This is a genomic window from Thermoproteota archaeon (assembly GCA_003352285.1).
In the GTDB taxonomy this organism is placed as follows: Archaea; Thermoproteota; Nitrososphaeria; order Nitrososphaerales; family Nitrosopumilaceae; genus PXYB01.
Map to the genome: position 1 here is coordinate 148428 of QQVN01000004.1, position 22878 is coordinate 171305.

General features: G+C 37.6%; 29 protein-coding genes. 15 read left to right on the plus strand and 14 right to left on the minus strand.

Features of this window, described 5'->3' with window-relative positions; genetic code table 11:
* Nucleotides 1-46: 46 nt before the first annotated feature.
* Complete coding sequence (locus DWQ18_06040; protein ID RDJ33598.1) at nt 47-2263, minus strand: copper amine oxidase; 2217 nt, start codon at nt 2261-2263, stop codon at nt 47-49.
* 162 nt (nt 2264-2425) lie between these two features.
* Here DWQ18_06040 and DWQ18_06045 point away from each other — a divergent pair, with 162 nt between their 5' ends.
* Nucleotides 2426-3310: a hypothetical protein gene (locus DWQ18_06045; GenBank protein ID RDJ33599.1), complete on the plus strand. Its 885-nt coding sequence runs from the start codon at nt 2426-2428 to the stop codon at nt 3308-3310.
* Nucleotides 3311-3348: 38 nt separating this feature from the next.
* On the opposite strand, the gene DWQ18_06050 is transcribed toward DWQ18_06045, so the two are convergent.
* Nucleotides 3349-3654 carry a hypothetical protein gene (locus DWQ18_06050; protein ID RDJ33600.1) on the minus strand — a complete coding sequence of 102 codons (306 nt, stop codon included), beginning with the start codon at nt 3652-3654 and terminating at the stop codon, nt 3349-3351.
* A gap of 94 nt (nt 3655-3748) precedes the next feature.
* On the opposite strand from DWQ18_06050, the gene DWQ18_06055 reads away from it, so the two are divergent.
* From DWQ18_06055 to DWQ18_06070, 4 genes are all read left to right on the plus strand, one after another.
* Entirely contained in the window at nt 3749-4210 is a 462-nt protein-coding gene (locus DWQ18_06055; protein RDJ33601.1) for a VOC family protein, read from the plus strand.
* Between the two features lie 71 nt (nt 4211-4281).
* Complete coding sequence (locus tag DWQ18_06060; protein RDJ33602.1) at nt 4282-4797, plus strand: hypothetical protein; 516 nt, start codon at nt 4282-4284, stop codon at nt 4795-4797.
* A 230-nt stretch (nt 4798-5027) separates the two neighbouring features.
* Nucleotides 5028-5339 (plus strand): 50S ribosomal protein P1, encoded by a 312-nt coding sequence (locus DWQ18_06065; GenBank protein ID RDJ33603.1) that lies wholly within the window; start codon nt 5028-5030, stop codon nt 5337-5339.
* Nucleotides 5340-5412: 73 nt separating this feature from the next.
* Nucleotides 5413-6048, plus strand: coding sequence for a trimeric intracellular cation channel family protein (locus DWQ18_06070; GenBank protein RDJ33604.1), 636 nt, complete (start codon nt 5413-5415; stop codon nt 6046-6048).
* On the opposite strand, the gene rplJ is transcribed toward DWQ18_06070, so the two are convergent.
* Both rplJ and DWQ18_06080 read right to left on the minus strand, forming a co-directional pair.
* Complete coding sequence (rplJ, locus tag DWQ18_06075) at nt 6045-6911, minus strand: 50S ribosomal protein L10 (GenBank protein RDJ33605.1); 867 nt, start codon at nt 6909-6911, stop codon at nt 6045-6047. The two genes, DWQ18_06070 and rplJ, sit on opposite strands and share 4 nt — an antisense overlap.
* Nucleotides 6904-7566, minus strand: a complete 663-nt coding sequence (locus DWQ18_06080; protein ID RDJ33606.1) for a 50S ribosomal protein L1 — start codon at nt 7564-7566, stop codon at nt 6904-6906. The genes rplJ and DWQ18_06080 overlap by 8 nt, the downstream gene beginning before the upstream one ends.
* Before the next feature lie 170 nt (nt 7567-7736).
* Here DWQ18_06080 and DWQ18_06085 point away from each other — a divergent pair, with 170 nt between their 5' ends.
* The gene (locus DWQ18_06085; GenBank protein ID RDJ33607.1) at nt 7737-8192 is read left to right on the plus strand and encodes an Lrp/AsnC family transcriptional regulator; all 456 of its coding nucleotides are present in this window, start codon (nt 7737-7739) and stop codon (nt 8190-8192) included.
* Here DWQ18_06085 and DWQ18_06090 read toward each other — a convergent pair whose 3' ends face one another.
* From DWQ18_06090 to DWQ18_06100, 3 genes are read right to left on the minus strand one after another with little or no spacing between them, the layout of a single operon-like run.
* Nucleotides 8193-8675, minus strand: coding sequence for a 50S ribosomal protein L11 (locus DWQ18_06090; GenBank protein ID RDJ33608.1), 483 nt, complete (start codon nt 8673-8675; stop codon nt 8193-8195). It abuts the gene before it with no gap.
* 34 nt (nt 8676-8709) lie between these two features.
* Nucleotides 8710-9165 (minus strand): transcription elongation factor Spt5, encoded by a 456-nt coding sequence (locus DWQ18_06095; protein RDJ33609.1) that lies wholly within the window; start codon nt 9163-9165, stop codon nt 8710-8712.
* A 2-nt stretch (nt 9166-9167) separates the two neighbouring features.
* Nucleotides 9168-9341 carry a protein translocase SEC61 complex subunit gamma gene (locus DWQ18_06100; GenBank protein RDJ33610.1) on the minus strand — a complete coding sequence of 58 codons (174 nt, stop codon included), beginning with the start codon at nt 9339-9341 and terminating at the stop codon, nt 9168-9170.
* Nucleotides 9342-9379: 38 nt separating this feature from the next.
* Between DWQ18_06100 and DWQ18_06105 the strand changes: the two genes are divergently transcribed.
* Together DWQ18_06105 and DWQ18_06110 are read left to right on the plus strand one after the other, a co-directional pair.
* A complete protein-coding gene (locus tag DWQ18_06105) occupies nt 9380-10156 on the plus strand; it encodes a D-tyrosyl-tRNA(Tyr) deacylase (GenBank protein ID RDJ33611.1) in 777 nt (258 codons plus the stop codon).
* Nucleotides 10153-10452, plus strand: coding sequence for a methylated-DNA--[protein]-cysteine S-methyltransferase (locus DWQ18_06110; GenBank protein ID RDJ33612.1), 300 nt, complete (start codon nt 10153-10155; stop codon nt 10450-10452). Before DWQ18_06105 ends, DWQ18_06110 begins: the two co-directional genes overlap by 4 nt.
* Here the strand turns inward: DWQ18_06110 and DWQ18_06115 are convergent.
* Together DWQ18_06115 and DWQ18_06120 are read right to left on the minus strand one after the other, a co-directional pair.
* The gene (locus DWQ18_06115) at nt 10449-10904 is read right to left on the minus strand and encodes a 50S ribosomal protein L19e (GenBank protein ID RDJ33613.1); all 456 of its coding nucleotides are present in this window, start codon (nt 10902-10904) and stop codon (nt 10449-10451) included. The genes DWQ18_06110 and DWQ18_06115 overlap by 4 nt on opposite strands.
* Entirely contained in the window at nt 10888-11292 is a 405-nt protein-coding gene (locus DWQ18_06120; protein ID RDJ33614.1) for a 50S ribosomal protein L32e, read from the minus strand. The genes DWQ18_06115 and DWQ18_06120 overlap by 17 nt, the downstream gene beginning before the upstream one ends.
* A 188-nt stretch (nt 11293-11480) precedes the next feature.
* Between DWQ18_06120 and pckA the strand changes: the two genes are divergently transcribed.
* Both pckA and DWQ18_06130 read left to right on the plus strand, forming a co-directional pair.
* The gene (gene pckA / locus DWQ18_06125; GenBank protein RDJ33644.1) at nt 11481-13052 is read left to right on the plus strand and encodes a phosphoenolpyruvate carboxykinase (ATP); all 1572 of its coding nucleotides are present in this window, start codon (nt 11481-11483) and stop codon (nt 13050-13052) included.
* 37 nt (nt 13053-13089) lie between these two features.
* Nucleotides 13090-13332, plus strand: a complete 243-nt coding sequence (locus tag DWQ18_06130) for a hypothetical protein (protein RDJ33615.1) — start codon at nt 13090-13092, stop codon at nt 13330-13332.
* Here the strand turns inward: DWQ18_06130 and DWQ18_06135 are convergent.
* The 3 genes from DWQ18_06135 to DWQ18_06145 form a co-directional block, all read right to left on the minus strand.
* Nucleotides 13329-15101 (minus strand): HAMP domain-containing protein, encoded by a 1773-nt coding sequence (locus DWQ18_06135; protein ID RDJ33616.1) that lies wholly within the window; start codon nt 15099-15101, stop codon nt 13329-13331. The two genes, DWQ18_06130 and DWQ18_06135, sit on opposite strands and share 4 nt — an antisense overlap.
* Before the next feature lie 225 nt (nt 15102-15326).
* Nucleotides 15327-15569, minus strand: coding sequence for a hypothetical protein (locus DWQ18_06140; GenBank protein RDJ33617.1), 243 nt, complete (start codon nt 15567-15569; stop codon nt 15327-15329).
* Between the two features lie 287 nt (nt 15570-15856).
* The gene (locus tag DWQ18_06145; protein RDJ33618.1) at nt 15857-16237 is read right to left on the minus strand and encodes a hypothetical protein; all 381 of its coding nucleotides are present in this window, start codon (nt 16235-16237) and stop codon (nt 15857-15859) included.
* A gap of 110 nt (nt 16238-16347) precedes the next feature.
* Between DWQ18_06145 and DWQ18_06150 the strand changes: the two genes are divergently transcribed.
* On the plus strand, nt 16348-16968 hold the full coding sequence (locus DWQ18_06150; protein ID RDJ33619.1) for a hypothetical protein: 621 nt from the start codon (nt 16348-16350) through the stop codon (nt 16966-16968).
* On the opposite strand, the gene DWQ18_06155 is transcribed toward DWQ18_06150, so the two are convergent.
* Nucleotides 16969-18990: a peptidase S8 gene (locus DWQ18_06155; GenBank protein ID RDJ33620.1), complete on the minus strand. Its 2022-nt coding sequence runs from the start codon at nt 18988-18990 to the stop codon at nt 16969-16971.
* Between the two features lie 82 nt (nt 18991-19072).
* Here DWQ18_06155 and DWQ18_06160 point away from each other — a divergent pair, with 82 nt between their 5' ends.
* Complete coding sequence (locus tag DWQ18_06160; protein ID RDJ33621.1) at nt 19073-20146, plus strand: hypothetical protein; 1074 nt, start codon at nt 19073-19075, stop codon at nt 20144-20146.
* A 48-nt stretch (nt 20147-20194) separates the two neighbouring features.
* Complete coding sequence (locus DWQ18_06165) at nt 20195-20815, plus strand: superoxide dismutase (GenBank protein RDJ33645.1); 621 nt, start codon at nt 20195-20197, stop codon at nt 20813-20815.
* A 17-nt stretch (nt 20816-20832) separates the two neighbouring features.
* Here the strand turns inward: DWQ18_06165 and DWQ18_06170 are convergent, their stop codons facing one another.
* Nucleotides 20833-21225 carry a cupin domain-containing protein gene (locus DWQ18_06170; GenBank protein RDJ33622.1) on the minus strand — a complete coding sequence of 131 codons (393 nt, stop codon included), beginning with the start codon at nt 21223-21225 and terminating at the stop codon, nt 20833-20835.
* Between the two features lie 55 nt (nt 21226-21280).
* Between DWQ18_06170 and pfdA the strand changes: the two genes are divergently transcribed.
* Nucleotides 21281-21703, plus strand: coding sequence for a prefoldin subunit alpha (gene pfdA / locus DWQ18_06175; protein RDJ33623.1), 423 nt, complete (start codon nt 21281-21283; stop codon nt 21701-21703).
* 9 nt (nt 21704-21712) lie between these two features.
* A partial coding sequence (locus tag DWQ18_06180; protein RDJ33624.1) for a signal recognition particle-docking protein FtsY occupies nt 21713-22878 on the plus strand: 1166 nt, incomplete at its 3' end.

Consider the following 22878-nt stretch of genomic DNA (forward strand, 5'->3'; position numbering starts at 1 on the left):
ATCTGCACTCAATAGAGTCCAGTATTAAGAAATTCCGTCGCTGATTTTATTTCATGAACGGAATTATCTTTCCAGTCTGTGCTATGTGAATTGACTTTTTCTCACTAAGATTCTCAATGTCATTCATCTTGATAGAGCCATCCATTACCGTATACAATGTATTTTCAATGTAAAATGATCTGGCTGGCATGTAAGAGTAATTGTAGCTGCTTCCCTCAAAGTGAACGATGGTTCCCTTTTCCTTGAATCCTTTACTGTCAAATCCATAAACATAGAATCCATTCCATGTCTTGTATTCTGGTGCTCTAATACTAGAGCCGGAAATTGAATCAACATTTCCTTTGATTGGAATTGACATTATGTTTTTGCCCTTGTCAAGCAACAATGACTTGTGGTTGTAAAGAGCCTCTGAATCAGTAGAGCCATCGCCAATCAATATGGTGTCAATCTCCTTTGGATTCTTCAGGTCACTTACATCAAAGAGTGATACCTTGACACCAAGCGTCTGAACTCCTCCCCATTGGTTTACCTTTGTGTCGCGCCCAAATCCAATAATTGTGTCCTTGTCATATGGCTGCAAATAGTTTGAGAATCCAGGAATCTTTAGCTCACCTAGAATCTTTGGCGTGTTGGTTGAAAGATCAATTACAAAGAAGGGATCAATCTGCTCAAATGTCACCAAGAATAGCTTGTCGCCCATGAATCTAGCAGAAAAGATTCGCTCATTTTCTGCAATCTTTTCCAGCTTTCCTACTGTCTTTAGTGATTCATCTAGTACGTAGACATTGTTTGACGTTATTGATTCCCTGACTGAAAAAGAGTTTGAAGTTGTAGCGATTCTGAATTTACCATTGTGCTCATCCATTGAGAACTGGTTCAGTGGATACCCATTCACTTGGCCATTTGCAATGTACTTGAAATTCCCATTATCAAGGTGAATCTTGTGAATCTCAGTCTTTTGTGTGTCTTCTCTTACCTTTGTATCGTATTCTGCAATTGCCTTGTTGATTTTATCATAGAGACTGTCCTTTTGGTCCTTTGACATTGCATTGTATGTATCCTGTAGGACCTTCTCAATTTGATTCCATTTTGAGAATGAGTCTGCATCTGAATTTTGAATTGACTTTATCTCATCTTGCGCAGATTGGGGCAATAATGGAACAACTACCAAAAAGAATCTGTCTTTTTGCATCGTTTCATAGAATGTGTGAGGAAGATTCTTTTGATATGTGATAAACAAGTTGTCTTCTGAAACAAAAATTGTATTAGAATGACCCATCAAGAATGATTCAGAGTTTATCAGATCACCAGATACTGAGAACGCACTTACAGTGTTAAAGTTGTAATTTGGTTCTGGATTTGGAAAGCGGTACACATCTGGTGCAAATATTGCATCTTCAGTGATGATTCTTGGAATAATTGGGTTATAGTAGTCAACTCCGCTTGTAGTCAAGAGGTAAACTGTGTCATTAATCATCCTAGAATTGTGATAGTAACCATCAATCTCATATGTGCTAATTATTTCTGGATTCTCTTTGTCTGATACATCAATGATTGTGGCAATAGTCTTTGGAGTGTAGATTCTCTGTGGGATGTAGTCATACTCTGCGATTCCCATAGTGTCCCCAGAACCATGATAAAATATCACGAGATTATCTCCATTTAGAAACATGTTCTCAAGGTTTTGTTGTTCGACATCTAGTGCAACTTTGAGTATTACTTTGGCAGATTCTGCTGGATATGCCTCAATTATAGTAAGACTGTTTTGTGATAATACGTATAGATATTTTCCATCTGTTTTGATAAAGTCTGGCTCATCTACATTTTCAACCTGAACATTTGTCTTTGAGAAATCTACACCTGTTCCAACTCCACCATCAAATTCATCCACTCCAGCCTGTGGTTCTGCCATTGGTGGAGCACCAGGTGTTGGTGCAGAAGTTGGCATGGGCTCAGATACTGATTCTACCATTCTTCTTTCTAGCATCAAGCCGTCATCAAACATGAAAACCCCGCCTCCTCTGAATCCACTGTTTAACTGATTTTGAATTACAGATTCAGCTAAATACTCTTGAACTTCATTATAGCTTGCAAATTTTATCAGAGAACCTGATTCCTCCATTGAAGAAAATTTTGTAATTGTAGGCTCCTTCGTTACATCAACATTATTTGAAATGGCATCCTCAGGATCTAATAGAAGAATAGCTGCAAAGAGACCGACTATGACAACTGCTGCTATAATTCCTAGAACTAGTTTACTCATATCGTGCTCCAAGACAAGTTCGAATATTTAGAACTTGCTCCTATTTTCTCACCGACTATCAAAATCATATGTTTCCAAATAACATATTTGAATAAAGGCTTTGATTAAATTTGGTTTTAATCAAAGGTTATTATGTAACTTTGACAATTTAGGTAAGGCAATATGAAAACAAACTTTGTACTTTTCTTAATTACTGCAATCGCACTTTCTGGCTTTATGATGATGCCTAGTGTAAGTGCTGCACACCATGATGCAAAACTAGATTCTTCAATTAAATTATCAGTTGGAGAAACAGCTGAGATTAAATCAAAACAACTAGCTATCACACTTGACGATATTTCTGACTCGAGATGTCCAAAGGATGTAACTTGCATCTGGGAAGGTGAAGTAACTGCAACTTTAAGCATTACAAAAGGTGATGACAAATCTTCTACAATTGAAATTAAAACTAGTGAAACCACTTCAGTTGAATTTAGCACCTATTCCCTAACGTTGACAAACACAGAACCATATCCTGAAGAAAATATGGAGATCAAAAAAGAACAATATGTTATAACACTACTCGTTGAAAACATGATCAAAACTCCACTAGATCAATTCAAGTCTGGAATATCTTCGAAAGATATAGTGTGCATGGATTCGCTTATTCTATTACTAAAATATGATGACTCACCTGCATGTGTGTCTCTTGAAACTTCCACAAGACTAGTAGAACGTGGATGGACTTTGGTAGAGTCTGCAATTGACAGCTTTGAAGAATGCACAGCAGCGGGAAATCCAGTCATGGAATCATACCCAAGACAATGCAGAACAGATGATGGCCAAACCTTTGTTGAAGAGATTCCATCAAGAATGGCAAGTCCAGAATATCAATGCAACAACTTTGGCGGAACCTGGCTTGAGGAATTTAATGAATGTGAATACATCTCATCTGAGCAGTGCTCAGAGTTAAATGGTGAGTACTTTGAATGTGAATCTGCATGCAGACATGATCCTGATGCACAAGTCTGTACAATGCAGTGTGTTCCAGTCTGCTCTGTGAAATAAACTAAATATTTAGAGATTTGTAACAAAATTTAACGAGTCTAGAAAACATACACATAGTTTGCGCCAGTCTCTTTTGTTAATCCTGATTTCATTCCCTTCTCAATAAAGTACTTGCAAATCTCTAATGAGTCATCTTTGTTTACAGTAAACCACTGTTTCCAAAACTTTGTATTTTCTCCTTGGTTTGTAAACTGCTTTTTTCTAGGAGTTGGTCTGTCAGTATTTCCAATCTTCCAGTAGCTATAGTCCTTATGACCCTCACTCATTACCATTGCTTCAACCTCCATGATGATTTCAGACATGGTTATTCTTTTGACTCGATACATTTGCATCTTCGATTCCATTTGGACCAGTAAATAATCTCTTCGTATAATTTTCAATGAGCTCAATTTCCAAATCTTGGAAAATTTCTAAATACTTCTATGGGTCTAGTATTGTATGGTTGATGCAATTCCAAAAGGATTTTCATCTGTTACTCCTCATCTTGTAATCAATGATTGTGCAAAGGCACTTGACTTTTACGTTAAAGCATTAGGAGCTCATGAAATCTATCGCAGCATGATGCCCGATGGAAGAGTAATGCATGCGATGATTCAACTCGGCAGCTCTATCATTATGATGGCAGATGAATTTCCAGAGATGGGTGCAGTTGGACCAAACAAACTTGGTGGTTCACCTGTTGTCATGCATATCTATACTGAAGATGCAGACAAGCTATTCAAAAAAGCAGTTGATGCTGGAGCAACACCGATAATGCCAATTAGTGATATGTTTTGGGGAGACAGATATGGACAAATTCAGGACCCTTATGGACACAGGTGGGCAATTGCAACTCATACAAAAGACATTGCACCACAAGAGATGGAAAAGGCAGCAAAAGAAATGTTCTCACAAAAATAGTAACAAAAAATTCTATACCTGGCCACACAGAATATACCATCAATTAAATACAATATAACAAGAGGCTAGTTGTGTTTGGCAAGAAAGCTCCATCAATGAAAGAAGGCGTTCATGTCTTTGCTGCAAGACCAAATGGAAAGTACAAAAAGTTTCTCTTTGGAGTTGTAACTGGTGTTGATGGTTCTAAGATTGGCATTAACGGATTACTAATCAATCCCATTGGATTGATAAACAAGGTAGAGCAAGGAAAAGCAGGACCCCGCTCTGCAGAAATTTTAGAAAATCCGACTTCTGAGAACTGTATCTTTGGATTAATCTATAGAATTGAGCAAGACAATTTCACAGATGTTCTTGACCAGTACAAAGACAATGTTGTAATAATTCCTCCAAAGGTTTACAATATTTTGGATGGATGGGTAAGAGAATCACTACCTGAACTAATCAACAATGTTTTGTCATTACCTCCTGGTGCAGAAAGAGACCAGGCAAGACGTACTCTAATCAATAGAAAAGACACGCTAACTGATAAGAATCTCAAACAAAATCTTTATTCTGTATGTAGAAGCCTCAAAATTTTAACTCAATAAGTTTTCAAATTTTTAATTTGTAGAGGGCCACAATTTTACCGGGATGACAATTTTTGTGACCCTCCACATCTTTGCAGATGGCTGGCTTTGATGATTTAGATACTTCACTGAATATCATAAAGATAGATTTTGTAATGTGGTATGCCTTTTAGATCTATAAAATTTAGAAATGAAAATCGCAGTTGATTCTCTATAGTTTTATATTACTCCCCCAGTCAAAGACCGATACGATGGAATACGTTTACGCTGCATTACTATTGCACAAACTACAAAAAGATGTCAATGAGGCAAACCTTACTTCCGTAGTAAAGGCCTCTGGAGCTGAGGTAAACGAGGCTCAGGTAAAGGCACTTGTAGCAGCACTAGCAGATGTAAACATTGAAGAAGCAATCAAAGCAGCTCCAGTAGCAGTTGCAGCAGCCGCAGCACCAGCAGCAGCCGGTGACGCAGGTGCAGCAGAAGCAAAGAAAGAGGAATCAAAAGAAGAGGCTGGAAAATCCGAAGAAGCTGCAATGGAAGGATTATCTTCTCTGTTTGGATAAAACCTAAAATTTTCTATTTTACATTTAATTTTCCACCAATGTTAATTATTACTCCCTAGCTTCTCAATATGGCTTGGTAGATTTTTCAGTTCCAGCAGAGGTATTCATCTACATTTTAGATCTCTTTGGTACAATGGCATTTGCAGTCACTGGTGCATTCAAGGCAATCGAACACAAGTCTGACATTGTAGGAATTTTGATTCTAGCAACAATTACTGGTGTTGCAGGCGGTACAATTAGAGATGTGATTCTGGGAAGATATCCGCCAAACTCTATTGCAGATCCTGCATATGTTGGAATAACGGTTGCCACTGGAATTGCAATATTTCTATTATACTCACGACTCAAAAAACATTGGAATGTATTTCTAAAATTTGATGCAATAGGATTGGGCGTCTTTACCATTATTGGTGCAACATTTGCATATCATACATTTGGATTAAATTTTCTAGCAATTGCATTTGCAGGAATTCTTACTGCAATAGGTGGTGGAATTTTACGTGATGTCTTTGTGAGCCAAACACCTATTGTCTTTGTCAAAGAGTTTTACGCATCCGCAAGCTTTGTAGGGTGTGTAGTGTTCTTTGTCATTCTAAGTATTGGCGGTGAACTATACTCTGCATCAATCATTGGAATATCACTAGTAACTGGATTAAGACTAGTTGCAATGAAGTATAACTGGAATCTTCCTAGAGTAAAATCTGATTAAGCTGGCTTGTAGTCTTTTGCTTTTGATGCAAGACCTTGTGCATGTGCATGAGCCTTTTGTAGAATTTGCTCTTTTGTCTCGTCTGTCATATATCCAGATTCTACTGAAACAGAGCGTGCAGATTGTGCAGCCTTTGCAAGTATCTGGGATACGTTTTCTGGTGTGACATATGCTGCCTCTATGGATAATGATATTGCTTCTTGGTGTGCTTGGGCAAACTCGTTTCTGATTGCCTCAATATCGATAACTAACTCTTCTTTCTTGTAGAGTAGTCCTTCTTCGAGTGCACTCTCAAGTGATACTCCTGCCTCTACTGGCTTGATGTCTAGTTTTCCAAGTAGTGCTGCTAGTTTAGTGTTAATCACCTCGCCCTTTTTGACTGGGGTAGAATCCTTTGAAATCCAAATTGTTCCTTGGTCAATCTTTGTTGGAATCTTTGCTTCTTTGAACTCTGTAAGCATTGGACCTGGGGCAATTCCAGTGTTCTTTGCTGCAACAACAACATCCATGCTTGCAATATCTCCACCTCTTGCTGGCATCATTACTTTGTTTTTTGCAAGTAAAAGATTCAGTTTCAGTGGTGACATGTTTGTGAAAAGTAACATGCATTGTCCCTTTAGCTGCTCAATTGTTTCTTTGAGTCCTGGAACATCAACTTTTGATAATGCTAGCTTTGCAACTTTATCTTTGATTGCAACAAACTCTACATCATCTTTTAATTTTTTTCTGAGTGGAAGAATTTGTGATGCTCTAACTTTATCCATCTTGATTAGTGCAAGAACTTTGTATTTTTTTGGAAGCTCTTGAAGCTGCTGATACATCTGTGCTTTTCTTTTAGGATATTGGGTTCTATTCTCATGCATTCTTCTTCTTCACCTGTGGTACTTCTTTGACAAGTTTTCCCATTGTTGTTTTAATCATAATTTTTTTGATGTTCTTGTCACCGCTTGGTAATTTTTTCTCAATTGTGTTAATCACAGTGTGTGCATTTACTGCTAGGTCTTTGTTATCCATTGTCTCATCTCCAATTTTGCAAGACAATGACAATGATGCTCTCAGTCTAACTCTAATTGATGATCTGAATCTTTGCAGGAATGATTCAATTGGTGCATTAAATGGAACAGGTGTTGGCATCTTTCCTCTTGGACCAAGAATTTGTCCGAGTACCTTACCTACAACTGGCATGAGTTGTGTATCTGCCAAAAAGAAATCATAACTATTGATAAATTTACGAGAAGCTCTCTTGTCTGCTCCCATCTTGTTTAGCTCATCTTCATTTACAACTCTGTCTGCTTTTGCATTTTTTGCCTTGGTTCCCATGTCACCTTTTGCCAATACGCATACACGAGCTGGTGAGCTAGTCTTTGGAAGCTGAATGGTCTCATTAAGCGAGAATCCTTTCTTTACATCAATGTCTTTGAAGACCATTATCAGTTCTACTGCTTGAGTGAACTTTCTGTCCTTGTCGCCTTCCTTGGCCTTTTTAATCATTGATTCTAACTCTGCATCAGAAACCATTATGCAAGAAATTCAGAAACCCTATTTAAAATCGTTTAGAGGTTGCCGTTTGAAAATGTACAGTTATTTTCAAAAAATCAGATAATTCTACTAGGATTTTACCAGTTTTGGATTTTTTTTTGTAAAAAAAACCTACATTTATTAACGTCAAGAAAAGATTTTGACAAGCATTGCACCGCTTTGATGAACTTGACATGAAATTACTCTTTGAGTTAACAAAGGACGGTTCAATCTCTGTTCCAAATCTATCAAAGAAGCTAAACATCAATGCATCGGTGCTATACAGCCGAATAAAGCGCCTGATGAAAAAGAAACTCATCAAAAAATTCACCATAGTAATTGATGACACTCTCTTGGGATTTGGAGTAAAGGCCTCAGTTGGAATAAACCGAGATCCAAAACTAAAGGAGAGCATTCACAAGCAGCTCATGGAGATTCCAGACGTTGTATCAATCTCCGAAGTCACAGGCAGATTTGATATAATGATTCGAGTCTTTGCTGAAAATCTAGAGGCACTTCATACTGTAGTTATTGAAAAGATTGGCAAGATTGATGGAATTCAGGGAACCGAAACATTTGTCGAACTGCAAAAAACCGAAAAGGATCCGGTATATCTGATAAAATAACTACTGGAACTTTGCGTCCCATTTACCCTCATTAATCTCTGCAGTGATATCTTTAGGAGATTTTCCTTCCACCTTGATTCCAAGGCTTCTACAGGTACCAATGATGGTCTTTGCAACTGATTTGATTGATGTGGCATAAGATGTCTCTAGTTTTGTCTTTGCTACTTTTACCACTGCATCCATTGGAATATCTCCAGCAAATTCAGTGTTTGGAGTGCCTGAGCCTTTTTGAACTCCTGCCTCTTTCATGATTAATGCTGCAGCAGATGGAATGCCAATCTCAATTTCATACTTTTTGGTATCTGGATAAACTGAAACCGTAACTGGAACTTTCATTCCATCAAAGTCTTTTGTCTTTTCATTAATGGCATTGATGACTTCCATGATGTTTACACCCATTGGACCAAGTGCTGGACCTAATGGAGGACCTGCTGATGCTTGTCCGCCTGTTACGAGTGATGAAATTTTTTGTGCTTCTGCCATGTTGATTACCTCATTTATGAAAATTTAATCCTTGCTAACTGGTTGAAATCTTTAGATAGTTAGCATCGACTGTAACTGGAAGTTGGTATGATGCATCTAGTAACACTACCGTTGCCTCTTCCTTTTCATGGTCAATTCTGGTGATTGTGGCCTTCATTCCCTTAAATGGTCCACCAGTGATCTCAACTGTGTTGTCTACTGCAAGTTGTGTCACAGTTGATTTCTTTACCAAGTATCCTTCAATATCCTTAAACTCTAATTCTCCACGAAGCTGACCTCTGATGTGCCTTACTCCCTCAATTGCTGCAAATGCGTTGTTTGGGTCTAGTGCTTCAATTACAACATATCCTTTGAGATTATCAACAAGTAGTACTGACTGGATGTTGATTTTGCCCATCTTAGCTCTCGCTTCCATAAGGTTCATGACAACTTTTTCCTGTCCACCAGTTGTCCTAATTGCAAAGAGATGAGATTTTACTTCTTGAGACAATTTTATCCTTCTAATGTGAAAACTGAAAATACAAACTGAATTATAAATCCAATCGTGCCGACGCCGCCAATTCCAAGTAGCACTAGTCGCAGATGCTGCATATAGTCATCTTTGTCTGATTTTCTGGTAATTTTCATGGTGTTTACCATATTCTTCAGAGTCTGCTTGGGGTTCATTGCCTGAAATTAATAAGGTGTCTTTATATCTTTTATCTGTGGATTTACTCGTAGCCTATCAAGACGACCCAGCAGGTCACAATATGGCCAAATTCATATCAAAAGATATGAAAAAAAATGGAGATATTTTTCGTGGCACAAAATACGATTTACTGATAATTCCAACTCCAGCGATTTCAGCTGATTGGCTCGAAGAAAAATATCATTATGATGGGTTTATCTTTTTATCAAAACATGCAGCAGAATCAGGAGTTTTGGCACTCACCTGTCATAGTACAGGAAATTTTTCTGATGCAATGTTTGGAGGAAATAATCGTCAAGTAGCAGTACCATATCCAAACATACAAAAAAAATATCTACAAACTTTGGCAAAAAACCATGATTCATTTTCAGAGTTTGATATCACAATAGAGGCAACTCATCATGGACCCACTGCTTTATCAAAGCCTACAATCTTTATCGAGATTGGAACCACTGAAAAACAGTGGGCAGACAAGAATCTATGCAATAAAGTGGCAAGTCTAGTCAAAGAAACCCTAGAATCTGAAATCCCGAAATATCCTGTGGCAATCTGTTTTGGTGGAACTCACTATCCATCAAAGTTCACAAAAGAGCTTTTGGAGGGAAAACACGCACTAGGAACTGTAATTCCAAAACATGGCCTAGATGCACTCGATGAGGAATTATTCAATCACATTATTTCTCAAAACAAGGATGCAAAGACTGCACTACTTGATTGGGGAGGTTTGGGTCAAAACAAACAAAAGGTTTTGGATTTCCTAAAGACAACTGATCTTGAGGTCATTAAACTTTGAATCTTGAAAATCGAGTTTACAAGAAATTGCTAGAGGTCCCAGAGGGCAAGGTCACAACTTATGGTGAGCTGGCAAAAGCAGTTGGTCTAAAAAATGGACAACGTGTAATTGGCAGAATTATGAACAAGAATCCTTATCCTGTAATTGTTCCCTGTCATCGAGTCATAAAATCAGATGGCAAGATTGGCGGATATGCATATGGAGAGGATGTAAAAAATGCGATGCTATCAAAAGAAGGAATCTCAATTAGAAAGGGAAAGATTCAGGAATTAGAAAAAACGATACACCGATTCTAGTCGTTTCGTTTTTCAATTGCTTCATTGATTAGTAATCTAAGGTGAGCCTTGTTTCTGACTGTGGCACCACCAATCTTTTTGTAGAGTTCCTTAAACTCTGGATTTGTAATCTCTTTTCTGTCCTTTGCAACTTTGAGGATGTATCGCAATGCGCGGACATTTTTAACATAAACTTCTTTCTTGCCAACTCGTGCACCCATTCGTCCTTTCTTGGAACCTGCCTTTGCTCCCCTCTTCTTTTTCTGTAGTGCCTTAAAATGAGCACGACCATGGGATGTTCCCTTGAATGACTTTATCTTAATTGTATTTGCAGTAATCAAACTGCGAATGTTCTCTCTTGTAATTGCATCTGCAATGTCATCTAGATGATCAGAATCAAAACGAATTCTATGGATTCCGACTCCAGTCATTCTGGAGACGAGTCTCTTTTTTGCTCTAAGATTTATCGGCACCAGCAGACACCCTTGCGTTGAAAACTTTGAATTTCTTTTCTAATGCTTTTACTATGATTTCTTTTCTCTTTTTTGTTCCAACACCGTGACCAATTCTTAGGCCATCAGTCTTTGGATTCAATTTTTCTAAATCTGCAATATTGTAAACTAAATTATCTGTATATCCAGATGGATGTAATCCTCGTGATTCTTTTGGAGCGCCGTATCCTACTTTGACAAGTCCAGGTCTGCCTCTGCCCTTTTGTTTTCTCTGGTGATTATCGATTCCTTTTGGTTTTCTCCAAGAAGTCTCTAATCTCTTGTATCTCCAGCTCTCTCCTCTTCTAAATGCTGGTCTGCTCTCGACAATCTTTTGTCTTACCTCGAGCTTCTCTTTGTTGATCGGCATGAGATGACTCTTGAAATTTTAAATAAATAGGTATCTCAAGGTCTCCTCTTCAGATTTTTTCTCATCGGAAAGAGATAATAAGGAAATTTGGGGCGGATCGATTTATCTATGATTATTTTGGCTGTAACTCTAGATGACCTATTGGAGGTCTTTGGATGACTGAGCAGGCCAAAATAACAACTGAATTTATGAATCAAATTCAGTCTTTTGGAATTTCACCTTCCAAAGTCCACAGAAATCTATCTGTCGAGCAGCTAATCGATACTGCAGTTAAAAAAAATGAGGGTATAGTGACTGCATCTGGCTCACTCTCAGTAAAGACAGGCAAGTACACCGGGCGTTCCCCAGACGATAGATTCATTGTTTATGATGATGTGACTCATGATACCGTAGACTGGGGAAAGATAAACCACCAATTTCCAGTAGGCAAATTTGATAAGATTTTTGAGAAGATGAAAAAATTCGTGGAAGGAAAGGAGCTATATGTCTTTGATGGATTTGTTGGCGCAGACAAAGAGAACAGATTGGCAATTAGAGTAATTAATGATCATGCATGGCAAAACCTCTTTGCAAGACAGCTCTTCATTAGGCCTTCATCGGCTGAGCTTTCAGAACACAAGCCGGACTTTACAGTAATGTGCATTAACGAATTTGAGGCATTGCCCGAAGTCGATGGAACAAACTCTAATGTTTTCATTCTAATTGATTTGACAAAAAAAATCGTACTCATCGGCGGAACAAGCTATGCAGGTGAGATGAAAAAATCAATGTTTTCAGTAATGAACTTTCTTTTGCCATCAAAGGGAGTTTTCCCAATGCACTGCTCTGCAAACATTGGCAAGAGCGGAGACACTGCACTCTTCTTTGGATTGTCTGGCACAGGAAAGACAACTCTGTCTGCAGATCCTGACAGAATGCTAATTGGTGATGATGAGCATGGTTGGTCAGACAAGGGTGCGTTTAACTTTGAAGGTGGATGCTATGCAAAGTGCATCAATCTAAGTCAAGAAGCAGAACCACAAATTTGGAATGCAATAAAGTCTGGTGTAGTTTTAGAAAATGTTGTAATTAACAAAGAGACACTAAAACCAGACTTTGATGATAACTCATTAACTGAAAATACACGAGCTGCATATCCACTTGATTACATTCCAGGTGCTGTGATTCCAAGTGTTGGAACACATCCAAAGGTAATTGTTTTTCTTACAGCAGATGCGCTAGGTGTCTTGCCTCCAGTATCTCGATTAACTAAGGAAGGTGCAATGTATCATTTCATGTCAGGATATACCAGCAAATTAGCAGGAACTGAGCGAGGAATCAAAGAACCAAAGGCAGTATTCTCTGAATGCTTTGGGGCACCGTTTATGCCAAGACCAGCTTCTGTATATGCAAAGATGCTTGGAGAGAAGATCAAGAAGCACAACACTGTGGTTTATCTCATCAATACTGGCTGGTCAGGCGGCCCATACGGCGTAGGAAAACGCGTGAAAATAAAGTATAGTCGTGCTATGGTAACTGCTGCAATAAATGGCTCACTTGATATTGTAAAGTATCGACACGATGATTTCTTTAACCTTGATGTTCCAACCGAATGCCCTGATGTCCCATCTGAGATACTTGATCCAAAACATACTTGGGAGGATAAAGACTCGTATGACCTATCTGCAAAAAAACTTGCATCCATGTTTGTTGATAACTTTAAGAAATTCAAAAATGTCTCACCTGAGATCCTAAACGCAGGTCCAAAGGTATCCTACTGAAATTTGGATATTTAATTAAATATTTTTTCCACGTGATTTGTGCGTCTGTCAAATCTCACAGCTCTTCTATCCTCCTAGAATTGAGATTTGGCATGACAAGGTGAAAAATATTAAAAACTCAAATGATGTAAGGTTAACCATGATGACCTCACCTCCTGACCCAAAACTCGGTGATGAGATATGTCCTATCTGCAAAAAGGCAAAGAGCAAGCACACTCCAGAAGAGATGTTATCTTGCTCTAGAAAATTAATCGAATCTAAAAATTCTGAAGATGTTTAACTCTTTTCTGATATCTTGATTCCAAATGGCAATGTAATGGTGAATGTGGTTGGGTTATTACTAACTGATATGGTACCGCCGTGTTTCTCTATGATGTTTTTGCAACTTGCGAGACCTAGTCCAGTGCCTGTCTGTTTTGTAGTAAATAGCGGCTCAAATATCTTTTCCATACTTTCTTGTGGAATTCCCTTTCCAGAATCTTGAATGGTGATTCTTACACTATCGTTATCCTTTTCAAAATTAATGCTTATCTCTCCTTCCCGTCCTACTGCGTGTAAGGCATTTTGAATTAGATTTGAAAATACAGCTTGAATCTGAATGGTATCTACTGGAATCGAAACACCCGAGTTTGGAAGACTCAATTTGACATCAGGTGGAATATCAAATGATGACACTGACAGATTCAGTAGATCAAGCAAGTCTGCCTCTTCCATTTTGATTTCTCTGTTCCTAACAAAATCCAGTACTTCTGTAATCTGCCTTTCCATGCGCTCAACTGCCCTATTCATCATGGCAAATTGCCTCTTTTCGTGCTCAGATAAAACATCTCTTCTTGCATATTCCATTAATTCAAGTGAATTCTTTACAACACTCAGGGGATTTCGCAAATCATGAGCAATTCTGGATGCTAATTCACCAATTGCAGCAAATCTTGTTTCATTGAGAAGTTTAACTTTATTTTCTCGTAATGTATTTTCCATAGTTTGAATATCTTTTGATAATTGACTGATTTCATCATTCCCCGTTAGTGTTACATTTGTTGTAAGCTCTCCATCAGCAATCTCTTTTGCAGCAGTAGAGAGTTTTCGAATTCTTTTAGTAAATGCCTTTGAGAAAAAAACGGAACCACTTATGGTTGCTATTATTACAACTCCAAGTGAGATCAAAGTCATGTCCCTAATGCTATTAATCGTTGAAAATGCTTCATCTTTGTCAATCTTTACAGCCAAACCCCAATCAGTTATCTCGATATATCTTGTTGCAGCAAGAACTGGTTCCCCTCGATAATCAACAGTGGATAGATGAGTATCCTCATTTTTCATTAATGCTTGGGTTATTGGTACTTCGATCTGTTCTTTTAGAATAACTCTGTTTGCGATGGCATTTTCATCAAATCGTAGTGATGTGATAAACATTGCATCTCCGTTATTATCTCTCATTGCAAGAAATGTCTCACCCGTATCTCCTAATGCAGTATAGTCTGATGAAATTTCAAGTATTGTTCTTGGGTCAACTTTGATAACTAAAACTCCTATGGTATTGCCATTCAAAATTAAAGGACCCGAAATGCAGATCTCTGGAGAGTTATCTAAAATGTTAGTACCAAATGTCAAAGTGTTTTTTGTATATCCATCAACAAACATTTTTTCTGCAGACATTGTTTTTCCCAAAATGGATTCTTCAGTCGAAAAGATCACCTCACCGGATGTATTAATAATAAAAACAGTATCGATATCTCCTATCGAATCTTTTGCATCTTTGATTATCTCTTGAATTTTTTCTGCATCTTCTGCATTTCCATTTTGATTAAACTGTTCTAGACTAATTCGCAATTGAGTTCTACTCGTAATTCCATCTAGTCTTTCAAAATTTCGATCAATTGATTCTTCGACTCTCTTTTCCTGAATCGATGCAATTCCGTCAAGTTTCTCTAAAACATCATGTGTGATTTTGCTCTTAGCATTATCATAATTTATCACGCCAACTATGCCTATGGCTGGTATGCTAGTAAGTAGGAAAATTACTAGGATCTTAGTCCTAATATTCATGAAAAAATGTCTTTTCTGTCAATATTAAAGGAATGCTTGGATGATTAAACAAACTAGTAATGTCTGATGGGTCTTGCTTGATGATTTGTAATTTGATGGTGCATTTCAGCGTGATTTACCTCTTTGAATTCTAGGTCACAGCGGTAACACTTCCATGCATTCATCATGGTTATCTTATACAAATTTTGTATTTAACAACAATGAACGATTTGTCTTTTTGAAAAATTATGCATATGATAAATTCCTTACATGGCTTGAATCGTTTCTAAAGACTTGGTCGAATCTTTTCTGCAAAAGTTGTTCTGCCTCTTTTGTAACTTTTTTCCCAAGCTTGTCTACCTTTTGACAAAACTCTATTGCCGGAAGAGACTTTAGATTATCATACTGTTCGGCAGTCATGACTCCGCCGTAAATTTTTGTCTGGTCTTTGAATTTGAATCTGACAGTCACGTCATTTCCAGCATACACGATTTACCTTATTCTAATATAATATTCTAGGATTGATGGTGTTCATTTGAACAAACACATCCATACATACCATACCGCAAAACCATAGAGCATCTTTTAATGAAAAAAGATGCGAGAAGATACAGATGATTGACTATACAAAGTACCTAAAGTGTCCTGACTGCAAAAAAAATGAGCCTTACTGCCCTGTTCATAGAAGAGAGGTAGAAAGGCTACTCGGCATGACACAGTGCTAGATATCAATCAAGTATCGACTCCTTAATTTTACTTGGTGGCGTATTTACAGCTTAGTGATTTCTTTCTACGTATTCTACAATCTTCATGATATCCTTGATGTATTCTGGTTTTTCACCTTCGATGCTGACAAATAACATGTGGCCATTTTGCAAAGGCACTGTTATTCTCTTTATCTTTTCATATCCAACTATGGCGTACTGTCCTCTCCCAATCTTTTCGGCTAGAGTATCACGAACTTTCCATGTTTCAGCTGCCCTTTTCAGCGACTGCTTTGTTTCATCAAGGGTCAATATGTTATCTACATTGTTTCTGTGACTGTTCCAAAGTATGTTTCCATCCTTGTCGCATACTGCAGCAAATCTTGCATACTTGTTTGCCTCCATTATCATGCTTACAAGACGACCTTCGGGGTCATCTACCGTTTGTGACATGTGCCAATAACGGCATTTTAGATGATAAGGATGTTCATGGTTTTTGTAAAAATCTGTTTAAATTTTACACCATATTCAAATGATTGTTAATTTGGTAAAAATTCTGTCAAATGCTTAATAGTTCATTTGAATTTTTCCCCTTTATGAAAAAGGCCATCAGCATTGGGATTATAGTTGCTGCAGTTGCTGTAGGAATTGGTTTAGCCAGTCCGCTATTCTATGAAAGACAAATAGATGAGCCATTGCCTGTGGCATTAAACAAAATCGAAGAAGGACTGACACTTGAAAAATTCACCAACATGGAAGACTCTGCACAAGAATCACTAGTTCAAAAGATGCCAGAAAAAACAAAGGCAATGATCATGGAAGAGATGGCAAAGACTGAATCCCAAGTTTCCGAAGAGATGAGTGATGACTCTGTATCAGTTCTAAAGACCGGCGAGTTTGAGGGATTAGTTGGCCACAAGGCAATGGGTACTGCAAAGACAATCATGGTTGGTGATGCAACATATCTGCGATTTGAAAATTTTGAGGTAACAAACGGTCCTGATTTGCGAGTATATCTTACACCTGGCGGGGATGTAAAGCAAGGAATTCATCTTGAGAAGCTAAAAGGAAGCAAGGGTGACCAAAATTATCTTCTTGAGGGAATTGACACTGATACATATGATACTGTTGTAATTTACTGCCAGCCATTTGGCGTTTACTTTGGCCAGGCCATGCTTTCTTGACTATCTTCTAATTCTCATTCCAACTAGTCCAAGCAATCCTATAATCAAAACAAGTAGCATTAGTGTTCTTTCAGGAATTCCAATGATTCCAAATACATCAATGTCGCCATTTGCCGAATGAATGCTTACTTTTTCGTATGCATCAAAGGTTTGTCCATCAGAGGTAATCTTTGCATCAACCCAAAAATCCCCATTCTCAAAGATTTGAACTTCTGCATCATTGTTTGGAGTTGATGATGTAGTGTACTCTTTTCCTGTCTCTTGATTAGTAATCGTAATCTTTGCAAATGTCCAATCTTTAGGATGATTCACGCCAATTTGTAACAGTCCGTTTTCTTCTGAAATATCCAATGAAGAAATGGTTGATTTTAGGATAATTGGAATATTGTAAGTTACCTTGTTATTATCAATGTAAAGTCTGCCCTGATACTCTCCTGCCATATCTTCATTTAATGAAGCACTAACCAGTATCTCATTTCCAATTTGTGTATGGTTAATCACTAAAATGTCGGGGCTTTCATATCGTATCTTCAAATCTCCAATCTCTCCATTTATTGGGCGAATTACTAGTGATTCAGTCTTTAGCTTATCTTGTGATGAAATGTAATAATTCAGATATGGTGGCAAAATTATCAGATTTGCATCAAATGCTTTTGTGACGTTTAATCTACCAGAGCCTGAAATCTCCATTGGAAATTCATTCCCATATGCATCAGATACAGCATCTGACGTGCTCACAAGAATTGACTTTATCTCTAAAGGAGAAAGATCCGGATTCTTTTGTAATAGTAGTGCTGCAGCACCTGTCACATGTGGTGCTGCAAAACTAGTTCCGCTTGTAAAGTTGTATCCTCCTCCAGATAGTGTAGTGTTTACAAATGCACCAGGTGCCACCATGTCTGGTTTGTTGTAAAATGGCGATACTGGACCACGCGAGCTAAAGTATGCAACAAAGTCTGGATTGTAAAACACATGCAGCTTTCCAACGGTTTTGTTCTCAAGCATCTTTTGAATTTCTAATCCGTCTTCCCTTGACATTGATAGTGCTGGAATTCTTGGATAGTAATCAGGATCTGAGAATTCATGGAGTAGCTCTCCAAGATAAATTCCCTGTTCATTATTGTAAATTAGTACTGCTTTGGCACCTGCATCTGCAGCATTTGATTCCTTTTCAGAAAAGTAAACAAGCTCGTCTTTGACATCACTTCCCCTCTGTACTAACAGAATACTTCCATCAAAGTCTCCAGTAAGGTCTCTATCTCTACCATACTCTCCAAAGAGAATTTCTCCTTCTATTGGGGATGACAACTTTTGGGTTCCCACCATTGGCAGAACCTGAAACTGTTTTTCATTAATCTCAAGTGTGGCAACAAGGCTTGAAGTAATGTTATTGTACGTTGCACCAACTGTAATTGAATTTGCATTAATTCCTGGACTGCCAATGCTTCCCAATGCTGGACCATCATTTCCTGCAGCTGTTACAACAATGATTCCACTTTCAATTGCCTGATTGACTGCAGCATCAATTCGGGAATTTGTCTTGTTTACGCCAAGGCTGATGTTAATTATGTCGACTTTGTCTACAATTGCCTGCTCTATTGCCTTGATGATTAGCTCTGAAGAGACTGATTCTCCATCATCTGAAACCTTGTATGCAACAATCTTTGCTTTTGGAGCAATTCCAATAGTCTGACCATCAGCTGCTATGATTCCTGCTACTTGAGTTCCATGACCATTAGTGTCAATTGGAGGTCCATCCTGAACAAAGTTCTTTCCTCCAGTTACCTTTCCATCAGGTCCAAACCCCAAAAGATCTGGATGATTAAAATCAATTCCAGTATCAATTACAGCAATTGTAATTCCATCTCCATCAAATCCTAATTCCCTTGCTGTATTGATGCCAATGTATGGCGCACTCTTTTCAAGATATAATGTAGCAGAGTCATCTAGTGGTGATAGGGCAAGAATCATTCCAAATATTCCAAAAATGATAATGAAAAACAATAATTTTACAGAGTTCATGTTACTATGAAAATTGCATATCTATTCTAATGTTTAACGTCAAATAGAAATAGTCCTTGATAAAATTAATTCATGCAGGGGTATGGGTCTATTAAAAAGAAACAAGGTCAAAGATGACTTTGAGAAAAAATCACAGGAGAATGAGGATCTAGAAAAATTAACAGCTCATCGATATCAAAATGAGCTCAAATACTTGGAAACAGAAATTCAAGTAAACACTGATAATCTCAAAATTCTGACAGCTCAGATCTCCTCAGCAAAGGAAGAGACAAAAAAGAGAAACGAAGAACTTGCATTAGCTAAATCAAAATTAGATGAAATAACAAAAAAGCTACAATCAAAGACTGAAGAATACTCCGATTTACTAAACGAGATACAAAATGCAAAATCTGCAAAGTTTTCTGCACCTGCTCCAAAAGAGTCTTCAACTAAACTTTCAAGAGAAGAACAAGAGCTAGAATCCAAGGTTAAAAAATCACTAGAAACACTAGCTGAAATTGAATCAAAACAAAAATCCACAAATGAAACCTTGCAAAAAACACTTGAAAAGATAGAACAATCCAAAAAAACATTGGAGGATTCTCAATTGAATTTATCATCTGAGAAGACTCTGCACACTAAACTGTCTCAGGAAATTGAATCAAAGAAAAAAGAACTAGAATCAATTAACGAGATGATTTTACAACAAAAAAATCACATCAAGGATATAGAGTCTCTAAAACAAAAGAATTTAGAATTAAAAAAGCAACACGATGATCTGCAGTCAAAGGCTTCAAAATCCCAGTCAGTATTATCTGAAATTGAATCAAAACAAAAGATTGCAAAAAGGGATCTTGACTCTAGCCTTGTAACCCTTGAATCTTCAAGAAAGGAGATCAAGATGTTAAAATCTGAATATGAGGATGTCTCAAAAAAGATCACACTTGCTAGACAAGAACTCAAGTTTATAGATAAACAATTTGCTAACCTTGATGAAAAGTATGCATCAAGAAATATTGTAGATGCAACAAATGCAATAGTGACATCACTGAACACCAAACTACAAGATCACAGAAGAGAGCTTGAGGCAATGAGAAATGCTATAGTTCAAGAGAAGCAAAAATACGAAGAAGCACAACTAAAGATAGAAACACTGAAGTCCAAACTCAAAAACTAGCCTAAAAATCACAAATCAATAAATTATGTGCGGACAACATTGCATACTATGGGTAAATACACACTTCCTGAAATGCCATATGCATACGATGCACTAGAACCGCATCTTGATGCAAGGACTATGGAAATCCATCACTCAAAACATCATCAAGCCTATACAGACAAACTCAATGCAGCCCTAGAACAATGTGGGGCAGATGTTCAAAACAAAGACATCATTGAGATACTTGGTGATCTAAGTCAAGTACCGGATGCTCAAAGAGGAGCAGTCAACTTTAACGGTGGTGGTTTCGATAATCACAGGCTATTTTGGAACAATATGAAACCAAATGGCGGCGGAGAACCAGGCGGTGCAATAGCTGACGCTATCAAGGCATCATTTGGAAGCTTTGCTGACTTTAAAGAAAAGTTCTCATCAACCACTGCAACAATTCAAGGCAGTGGATGGGGATGGTTAGTATACAATCCTTCATCAGGTAAGGTTGAATACAAATCAATGCCAAACCAAACTAGCCCAAGAACTGAGAAATTAGTTCCACTGTTGGGTTGCGATGTTTGGGAACATGCATACTATCTCAAATACCAAAACAAGAGACCAGACTATATTGCAGCCTGGTGGAATGTTGTTAACTGGGATGAGGTAGAGAAGAGATTTTCTAAAGCCAAATAAAGAATATTCTTTATTTTTTATTTTTCATCTAACCAGACGTTCTTGATGTTTTTTTTGTCACCAATTGCAAATGCAATTCCTTCCCATCTTTTTGAATACTTGTTTTCAAATCTATGCTGAACTTTTGGTGGAATGAAGATCATTGTATTGGGCGTGATTACTTGGGTCTTCTTACCGACCGTTACTTTGCATCTTCCTTCTAATGAATAAACTACAACATACTCGTTTTGATGAATATGCATCTGGTGAACGTCACCTGGCTCGATTCTAGCTTCTAATCCGATGATTCTGCTTCCCTTGATCTTCTCATCTAACATGAGGCGAATCTTTAGCCTGTCTGAGGGATGATCATCATATGGATGAATCCATTTTGATTTTGACTTGAACAATTTTGCTTGTTGCTTTTTCATTGTCCTCTAAAATCCACGAATGAATTTATAACCATCTGTTAGAATTTGGATGTAAATGAGTGAAGAGCAGGCCCAGCAATTATTGTACCAATTACAAATGCTTGAGGGATATGTAGGAGATCTTGCACACAGAGAAAATACACTAGTTACAGTTCTTCAAGAGGCAATCTCTGCAACAGAATCGCTAAAGGAATTAAAGACAAAACCTGATGCAAGCTCACTTGTCCCTGTAGGCCTGGGAACTTTTGTGAAATCAAAAATTTCATCTAATGAAAAAGTAGTTCTAAACATTGGTGCCGGAGTTGCAGTCGAAAAAGACACTGATTCTGCAATTAACTATCTTGAGGCAAGAATTAAAGAAATTGAAGTTGCATTACAAGACGCATCTGCTAAAAAACGTGATGCAGAGGCACGATTAGAGCATGGAAAACAGCAGATTAACCAAATGATGCAGTCATCACGCTCCCCTCCACAATAATAGATTGACATGTTTGACAAACTACGAAATTCCTTTTCCAATGTAGCTAAAAGCCTTGGAGAGCGAGAACTAAAAGAAAAAGACATTGATGAAATCCTCTTTGAGCTTGAGGTATCTTTACTGGAATCTGATGTAGCAACTGAGGTAATTGATGAGATAAAATCTGAATTAAAAACAAAGCTGATTGGCTCAAAAGTTGATAAAAACAAATTTGAAGAATTTGTAAAAAACAGTCTAATAGAAATTATCTCTGGACTGTTTGATTCTGCTGGCACAATTAATCTAATGCAAAATATCACTGACAAAAAATCATCACCCGAGCCATACATTATTTTATTTGTTGGAATAAACGGCACTGGAAAGACTACAAGCCTTGCAAAACTTGCACATCTTTTATCAAAATCAAAATTCTCAGTAGTTATTGCGGCAGCTGATACCTTTAGGGCTGGAGCAATTGAACAGATTAGGGAGCATACAAATCGTCTTAATCTAAAACTAGTGGCACAAAATTATGGCTCTGATCCTGCTGCAGTCGCCCGTGATGCAGTCTTATATGCAAAATCTCACAAGATTGACTGTGTACTGGTAGATACTGCAGGTAGGATGCAGACAAGTAAGAACCTCATGGAGCAGATTGCAAAGATTACAAATGTTGTAAAACCTGATTTTAAAATTTTTGTAGGTGATTCTCTAGCAGGAAACGATACTGTTAATCAAGCAAAAGAGTTTCATGAGCATGTAAAATTCGATGCATCAATTCTTACCAAAAGCGATGCAGATGCCAGAGGCGGTGCTGCATTATCAATTGTCAAAGTTACATCTACTCCAGTTTTGTATGTCGGAGTTGGTCAAGAGTATGATGATCTAAAACCATTTGACAAAGATACATTTCTAGAAACAGTATTTGGTTCTAGTAAAACTTCTAGTACTCCATCACTGCAACCAAAAATTTCAAAACCTATTGAACAACAAAAAGATGAAACTGTTGAAGAATCAAAAGAAATCATAGAAGAGAGTGAAGAAATAGAGGAACCTGAACCCATCCCAGAAAAGAAACAAGAACCAGAGTCCCCTCCAGAACCAAAACCAGAACCAAAACCAGAACCAAAACCAGAACCAAAACCAGAACCAAAACCAGAACCAAAACCAGAACCAAAACCAGAACCAAAACCAGA